Here is a 6805-nt window from a genome sequence, read left to right as displayed (position 1 = left end):
AATGCCGCCTCGTCGAGCATGCTGAAGACGCAAAACTCGTCTGCCACTTGCATGGCGGGCGCGCCTGCATAGCTGTCGCATGCAATCACATAGCAGCCCAGGCGCTTGGCGCTGATGACGAATTCTTTGCCCAGTTCACCAGAGCCCAAAAGCAGGATTTTTTTCATGACGAGGCCTTTTGAAATTCGGCGTAAATGGCTTGCATTTGCGCCTGTGTCAAGCGGTTGCCGTGTTGGCTGACCACGGCAGCGGCGGCGCGGTTGGCCAGGGCAGCGGCTTGTGCCGGGCTTTGGCCGTGGGTGATGCCGAATAAAAAGGCTCCGGCAAACATGTCGCCGGCACCGTTGGTGTCCACGGCCTTTGTGGGCACAGCAGGCACTTCGATGCGATGCTGGCCTTGCACCACGATGCAGCCCTTGGGCCCCCGCGTCAGGCAGACGGTTTTGGCCAAAGCCGACAGTTGGCCAATGATGACATCCAGGTCGGTGCTGCCGCACCAGGTTTGCGCTTCTTCTTCGTTGGCAAACAAATAGTCCAGGCCGTCGCCAACCATGGCTTCGAGGCCTGCGCGGCAGAAGTTGATCATGCTCACATCGCTGAGTGTGAGGGCCGTGGCCACTTTGTGTTCGGTGGCGATTTGGCGGCCTTGAACTGCAGCTTCGAGGCCCGAGGGCGAGGCGGCCAGGTAGCCTTCCATGTAATAAATTTTGGACTTGGCAATGTCTTGCGGGTGCAGGGCCGAGGCGTCCAGCTGCGAGGTGGCACCCAAAAATGTGCACATGCTGCGCTCGGCGTCGGGGGTGACCAGCACCATGCAGCTGCCGGTTTGGCCTTCTTGCGCCTGTGTGTGGGTCAGGTTGGTGGTCACGCCGTTGGCTTGCAGGTCTTGGCTGTAAAACGCGCCCAGTTCATCGTCGGCCACACGGCACGAATAAAACGCTTTGCCGCCCAATTGGGCCAGCGCCACCACCGTGTTACCGGCCGAGCCGCCGCCGGTGCGGCGAGCGTGCAAGCCTTGCACATGGGTCAGCAGTTCTGCGCGTTGGGGAGTGTCGATCAGCGTCATGTGGCGCTTGCTCACGCCCATGGCGTTCAGCAGTTCATCGGAGACTTCGTATTCGGTGTCGACCAAGGCGTTGCCGATGGCGTAGAGGTGGTAGTGGGACATGACGGGCTTCAAAAATGAAAAACACCGAGTTTAGCGGTCGCTCACATCAAGCCTTGCTCCGCCATCGACAGGGTCTTGCCCTGGCTGACGATGATGTGGTCGAGCACGCGCACATCCACCAGGGCCAAAGAGGCTTTAAGGGTCTGGGTCAGATGCTCGTCGGCCCGGCTGGGCTGCACCGAGCCGCTCGGGTGGTTGTGACTTAACACCACGGCGGCAGCCTGATGGTGCAGGGCGCGCATGACCACCTCTCGCGGGTACACGCTGGTTTGGCTGAGGGTGCCCCGAAAAAGCTCCTCCAGGGCCAACATGCGGTTTTGGCTGTCCAGAAACAGCACCGCAAAGACTTCGTGGTTTTTGTGCGCCAGTTGCAGATGCAAATACTGTTTAACGGCGCCCGGCGTGTGAAAAACCTCACGCTCTTTCAGGCGCTGGCTCAGGGCACGGCGTGACAGCTCGAACACGGCCAGCAACTCGGCCTGTTTGGCAGGCCCCAGGCCTTTGACCCGTTGGAGTGACTGCACCGTGGCCTGCAGCAAGCCCGCGATACCGTCAGAACCGAGCAGCTCTTCGGACAGCTGGAACACGTTTTTGCCCGCCATGCCGGTGCGCAGCAAGATGGCCAAAAGCTCCACATCGCTCAGCGCCTGCGGGCCTCGGCCGAGCAATTTTTCGCGCGGACGCGCATCGAGTGGCAGATCCTTGATGCTCATGTTGAAGCCCCTCCCTGGAGCAGCCTTCGGTCACGCTTGCCCCTTTGTTGGAGCGGGTCGGCCGGGCTTTTTACAATAATGTCTTCTTTATGCCCGTTTGGCCGCGTTTGCGGCACTCCAGAAAACCCTTATGTCCATTGTCGAACCCGCCTCTTTCTTGACGCTTCACTACCGCCTGGCCGGGCCGCAGGGTGACATCATCAACACCTTCAACGAAAAGCCCGCCACCATGTCGCTGGGCTCGGGCACCTTGTCGCCCGCCTTGGAGCAGCGCTTGCTGGGCCTGGCCGAGGGCACGCGGGTGGTGATGGAAATTCCGGCAGGGGAGGCGTTTGGAGAGCACATTGCGGACATGCAGCAGTGGGTGGCGCGCAAGCTGCTCAACGAGTTGGGTGACCCGACCGAGAAATATGCGGCGGGCGATGTGGTGCAGTTCCCCACGCCCGACGGGTTGGGCTCTTACGCCGGGACGGTGCTGCAAGTGAACGAGGAGGGCGCGGTGTTGTTTGACTTCAACCACCCGCTGGCCGGTCAGCCTGTGACCTTTGAAGTTGAACTGATTGGAGTGCTGTGATGACATCTGAAGTGCTTTTGGCCGAGCCGCGCGGCTTTTGCGCCGGGGTGGACCGTGCGATCGACATCGTTGAGCACGCGCTGACCAAGTTTGGTCGCCCGATTTATGTGCGCCACGAGATCGTGCACAACACCTTTGTGGTCAACGATCTGAAGGAAAAGGGCGCGATCTTCATCGAAGAGCTGGCCGATGTGCCGCCCGGGGCCACGTTGATTTTCAGCGCCCATGGCGTGAGCCGGGCCATTCAAGATGAGGCCGAGCGACGCGGTTTCCGTATTTTTGACGCCACCTGCCCGCTGGTCAGCAAGGTGCATGTGGAGCTGGCCAAGCTGCACAAAGAGGGTTATGAGTTCATCATGATCGGCCACAAGGGCCACCCCGAGGTGGAAGGCACCATGGGCCAGCTTGACAGCGGCATCCATTTGGTGGAGGACGTGGAAGACGTGGCCAAGGTGCAACCCGCCCAGACCGATTTGCTGGCGGTGGTGACGCAAACCACGCTGAGTGTGGACGATGCCGCCGAGATTGTGGCGGCCGTCAGGGCGCGCTTTCCGCAAGTGCGCGAGCCTAAGCAGCAAGACATTTGCTACGCCACCCAAAACCGGCAAGACGCCGTCAAGCTGATGAGCCCGATGGTGGACGTGGTGATCGTGGTGGGCAGCCCCACCAGTTCCAACAGCAACCGCCTGCGCGAGCTGGCCGACCGATTGGGCACGCCCGCCTACATGGTGGACACGGCTGCCGACCTGGACCCGGCTTGGTTCGAAGGCACGCTGAAAGTGGGCTTGACCGCAGGTGCCTCGGCCCCGGATGTGCTGGTGCAAGAGGTGATTGCGCGTCTGCGCGCCATGGGCGCGGTCTCGGTGCGCACGCTCGATGGCATTCAGGAAACCATCAAGTTCCCGCTGCCCAAGGGCCTCAAGCTGGATGCCACAGAAAACCCGGAACCCGGCTCACTACAATCGCCCCATGCTTGATATTGTTCTACTCCGCAAAGATCTGGACGCCGTTGTCGCGCGTTTGCAGACACGTAAAAATCCCCAGTCCTTCCTGAATGTGGACGCCTTCCGCGCTTTGGAGGGCGAGCGCAAAACGCTGCAAACCCGAACCGAAGAGCTGCAAAGCCAGCGCAACAGCCTGTCCAAGCAAATTGGCATGCTCAAGGGCAAAGGCCAGCATGCCGAGGCCGATGCGGTCATGGCGCAGGTTGGCGCGATCAAGGACGAGTTGGACGCTTCAGCGCAGCGCCTGGAGGTGCTGCAGGCCGAGCTGCAAGACCTGTTGCTGGCGGTGCCCAACTTGCCGCACGAGTCAGTGCCTGTGGGCGCGGGCGAAGAAGGCAACATCGAGGTGCGCCGCTGGGGCACGGTGCGCAGTTTCGACTTTGAACTCAAGGACCATGTGGACATTGGCGAGAAGCTGGGCCTGGACTTCGCCACCGGCACCAAGCTGACCGGTTCGCGTTTCACCTTCATGCGTGGCCCCGTGGCCCGTTTGCACCGCGCGCTGGCGCAGTTCATGCTGGATGTGCAGACCTCAGAGCACGGCTACACCGAGTGCTACACGCCTTACATCGTGAACGCCGACACGCTGCGCGGCACGGGCCAGCTGCCCAAGTTCGAGGCCGATCTGTTTGCTGCCAACAAAGGTGGTCAAGAGGGCGAAGAAAGCCAGGCGCTTTACTTGATTCCCACGTCCGAGGTGACGCTCACCAACGTGGTGCGCGATGAAGTTTTGGCCGAGAGCGATTTGCCGATCAAACTGACGGCGCACACCCCTTGCTTCCGATCCGAAGCGGGCAGTGGCGGCCGCGATGTGCGTGGCCTGATCCGCCAGCACCAGTTCGACAAAGTCGAGATGGTGCAAATCGTGCACCCCGACAAAAGCTACGAAGCGCTGGAGGCCATGACCGGCCACGCCGAGGCTATTTTGCAAAAGCTGGGCTTGCCTTACCGTGTGATGAGCCTGTGCACGGGCGACATGGGCTTTGGCGCGAGCAAGACCTATGACCTGGAAGTCTGGGTGCCTGCTCAAAACACGTACCGCGAGATCAGCTCGGTGTCCAACTGCGAGGCCTTCCAGGCCCGCCGTTTGCAGGCGCGGTTCAAAAATGCACAAGGTAAAAACGAACTGGTGCACACCTTGAACGGCTCAGGCTTGGCCGTGGGCCGCGCCTTGGTGGCGGTGCTGGAGAATTACCAGAATGACGATGGCTCCGTCACGGTGCCTGAGGTGCTGAAACCGTATTTGGGCGGTTTGGAGACCCTGCGGGCCTGATAGAATATCGGCTTCGACAAACGACACCGAATCAGGAGAGGTGGCAGAGTGGTCGAATGTACCTGACTCGAAATCAGGCGTAGTGGCAACACTACCGAGGGTTCGAATCCCTCCCTCTCCGCCAGTGAACAAACCCGCAGTTGTTTTTCAATTGCGGGTTTTTTTACGGTGATTTATCACCGATTTTTCAGGGCCACACAGATGAAATTTTTAACACTGATCGGCATGACGTGCATGGCCTTTTTGTTGCAGGGCTGCACGGTTCTGGCCATCGCAGATTTGGCCGCATCCACAGTGGTGTACGGTGTCAAAACAGTGGTCAATGTGGTCGATGCTGTGACGCCCGACATCATCAACAAAAAAGAAGATTGAGGCCTTAGCCTCTGCCTAGGACAGTGCCGAGCGGTGCGGCGACATGGGGCTGATCAAGCTTGGCGGTGTTCGGCCAAGTCGTTCCAAACGTCTTGGCGTGTGATCAAGCCATCCACGACTTCCATGCGGTCCAGGAAGCGAATGCCCGAGAAGTTCTCTCCGTTGGGCCATTGGCCTTGCAAGGTACCTTGGCAAAAAACCACTGTGGCATCGCCTTGCCAGCTCTCGTCGAACCGTTCGTATTGCTTGGCCATGCGGCTGTAGCGTTGCTGCGCCCAAGCCACCATGTCGGGCAGCGAGTGCATCACAACGCCGCCGGGAAAACACATTTTGAAGTGGGGGTACAAAAAAGACTGCGCCGCTTCCAAATCTCGCGCTTGCATGGCCTCTAAAAAAGCGTTCACCACATCCGAGGCCACGGGGTGGGGATCACGGCCGCCACTGAACACTTTGCCGTCGCGCCGGTAGGTGCTGACTTCGTTGATGAACACCGTGGTGCCAGCCTCTGGCGTGGCAATCACCGAGCGAACCGCATTGGCCACGCGGTTGACCATGCGGTGCTGCGTGTCGGTGTCGTAGCCGGGCAGCAGCGTGATGGAGACCACAGGCATGTGCGTGCAGCCTTTAAATGCCCAGCCAGCCGTTGGTTCGAGCGAAGTGCAAGGCTTGTGTACGGCTGTTGACCCCCAAGCGGCGGAACAAACGCCAAAAATGCACTTTGACGGTGTGTTCGCTGATTTCCAATTTCTCGGCAATCTCGCGGTTGGACAGGCCTTGGTCCAACATCAAAATCAACTGCTTTTGACGTTTTGACAGTTTGGTAGGGCCGGCGGGCACTGCAGCGTCTTCGATGGCCGCAGCTTCTTCGGTCACCAATAGGCTGCGCAATCCGGCAATGATGAGCGCGGGGCTGTTGGATTTTTCAATGAAACCATCTGCGCCTGCTTCCAGGCAGCGCGCTTCGTATTCGCTGGCGCTGGAGCTGGTGACCACCACCAAAGGGACGTCTGGAAATTTGGATTTGAGCACCTGCACGCCAGAGACACCCAGGGTGTCAGGCAGTTGCAGATCGAGACAGAAAAGTTCTGGAGGGCCGTTCTTTTCAACGGTCGACTCCACCACATTCAATTTGTGAATGGGAATGATTTTGAGACCCGGTTTCACGCGGTGAAGCAGCATGGTGAGTGCATCACGCATCAAAGGGTGGTCGTCGATGACATAAACAGTCATGTTTTAATTCTCCGCGCTAAACTGAAAGTACAAGGATATCAGTTTTATCTGGATTTTGACACAATTTTTATTGAAAACACCAAAATCATTGCTTGGCGTGACTTGCCAGTGAAATGCACAGCAAGCCCTACAAGCGCTTTTCAGCCATGCCAGCTACCCAAGCTTTGCTTGCAAGTATTTAGTAAACTTTGTTTTCATAGTTGTAGTTTTTAAGGATTACATTCCAATTGATTTGTACTCGTTTGTATTAATTTTTGTGGTTTTATCTTCTATTTTTGTAACTCTAGTAGTGATGTTTTGGTTTTGGGTTTTGGTGTTAAACTCTAACACAAATCCTTTTATATGAGGATTGTTTGCATACATACCTAAAAAAGGAACTGTTTTGTTTTTTAAAGGAAAGCTGTTGGCTACCCAAAAACTACTTGAAGAATTTTGGTTATCTATTGTATGATTTACTGAATACTCTTCACA

The 6805-nt window shown here is 57.8% G+C and carries 9 protein-coding genes, 1 tRNA gene and 1 pseudogene; 5 read left to right on the top strand and 6 right to left on the bottom strand.

Translation table 11 applies throughout. The features are described 5' to 3' along the window. From purT to radC, 3 genes and pseudogenes are all read right to left on the bottom strand, one after another. Positions 1 to 167: pseudogene (purT, locus tag Q0341_RS05280) on the bottom strand (phosphoribosylglycinamide formyltransferase 2); the annotation flags it as partial. Continuing rightward, entirely contained in the window at positions 164 to 1168 is a 1005-nt protein-coding gene (locus tag Q0341_RS05275) for an adenosine kinase (RefSeq protein WP_299511030.1), read from the bottom strand. The pseudogene purT and the gene Q0341_RS05275, both read right to left, overlap by 4 nt. A 41-nt stretch (positions 1169 to 1209) precedes the next feature. Continuing rightward, a complete protein-coding gene (gene radC / locus Q0341_RS05270; RefSeq protein ID WP_299511029.1) occupies positions 1210 to 1881 on the bottom strand; it encodes a DNA repair protein RadC in 672 nt (223 codons plus the stop codon). Between the two features lie 130 nt (positions 1882 to 2011). On the opposite strand from radC, the gene Q0341_RS05265 reads away from it, so the two are divergent. The 5 genes from Q0341_RS05265 to Q0341_RS05245 all read left to right on the top strand — a co-directional run bounded on the left by Q0341_RS05265 (position 2012) and on the right by Q0341_RS05245 (position 5104). Next, entirely contained in the window at positions 2012 to 2455 is a 444-nt protein-coding gene (locus Q0341_RS05265; protein WP_299511028.1) for an FKBP-type peptidyl-prolyl cis-trans isomerase, read from the top strand. Further along, positions 2455 to 3432 (top strand): 4-hydroxy-3-methylbut-2-enyl diphosphate reductase, encoded by a 978-nt coding sequence (ispH, locus tag Q0341_RS05260; RefSeq protein ID WP_299511027.1) that lies wholly within the window; start codon positions 2455 to 2457, stop codon positions 3430 to 3432. The genes Q0341_RS05265 and ispH overlap by 1 nt, the downstream gene beginning before the upstream one ends. Further along, complete coding sequence (gene serS, locus Q0341_RS05255) at positions 3425 to 4732, top strand: serine--tRNA ligase (RefSeq protein WP_299511026.1); 1308 nt, start codon at positions 3425 to 3427, stop codon at positions 4730 to 4732. The genes ispH and serS overlap by 8 nt, the downstream gene beginning before the upstream one ends. A 34-nt stretch (positions 4733 to 4766) precedes the next feature. Next, positions 4767 to 4856: transfer RNA gene (locus Q0341_RS05250), tRNA-Ser, on the top strand. A gap of 77 nt (positions 4857 to 4933) precedes the next feature. Beyond that, positions 4934 to 5104, top strand: a complete 171-nt coding sequence (locus Q0341_RS05245; protein ID WP_299511025.1) for a hypothetical protein — start codon at positions 4934 to 4936, stop codon at positions 5102 to 5104. A 53-nt stretch (positions 5105 to 5157) separates the two neighbouring features. Here the strand turns inward: Q0341_RS05245 and Q0341_RS05240 are convergent, their stop codons facing one another. The 3 genes from Q0341_RS05240 to Q0341_RS05230 all read right to left on the bottom strand — a co-directional run. Beyond that, positions 5158 to 5715 carry a nuclear transport factor 2 family protein gene (locus Q0341_RS05240; RefSeq protein WP_299511024.1) on the bottom strand — a complete coding sequence of 186 codons (558 nt, stop codon included), beginning with the start codon at positions 5713 to 5715 and terminating at the stop codon, positions 5158 to 5160. A 13-nt stretch (positions 5716 to 5728) separates the two neighbouring features. Next, on the bottom strand, positions 5729 to 6334 hold the full coding sequence (locus Q0341_RS05235) for a response regulator transcription factor (RefSeq protein ID WP_299511023.1): 606 nt from the start codon (positions 6332 to 6334) through the stop codon (positions 5729 to 5731). A 216-nt stretch (positions 6335 to 6550) separates the two neighbouring features. Further along, positions 6551 to 6805 (bottom strand): hypothetical protein (locus Q0341_RS05230; protein WP_299511022.1); only part of this gene is annotated, 255 nt, incomplete at its 5' end.

Source organism: uncultured Limnohabitans sp., from assembly GCF_937889215.1.
GTDB lineage: Bacteria > Pseudomonadota > Gammaproteobacteria > Burkholderiales > Burkholderiaceae_C > Limnohabitans_A.
Note: the sequence above shows the minus strand (reverse complement) of the source record. Positions and strands in the feature narration are given on the sequence as shown.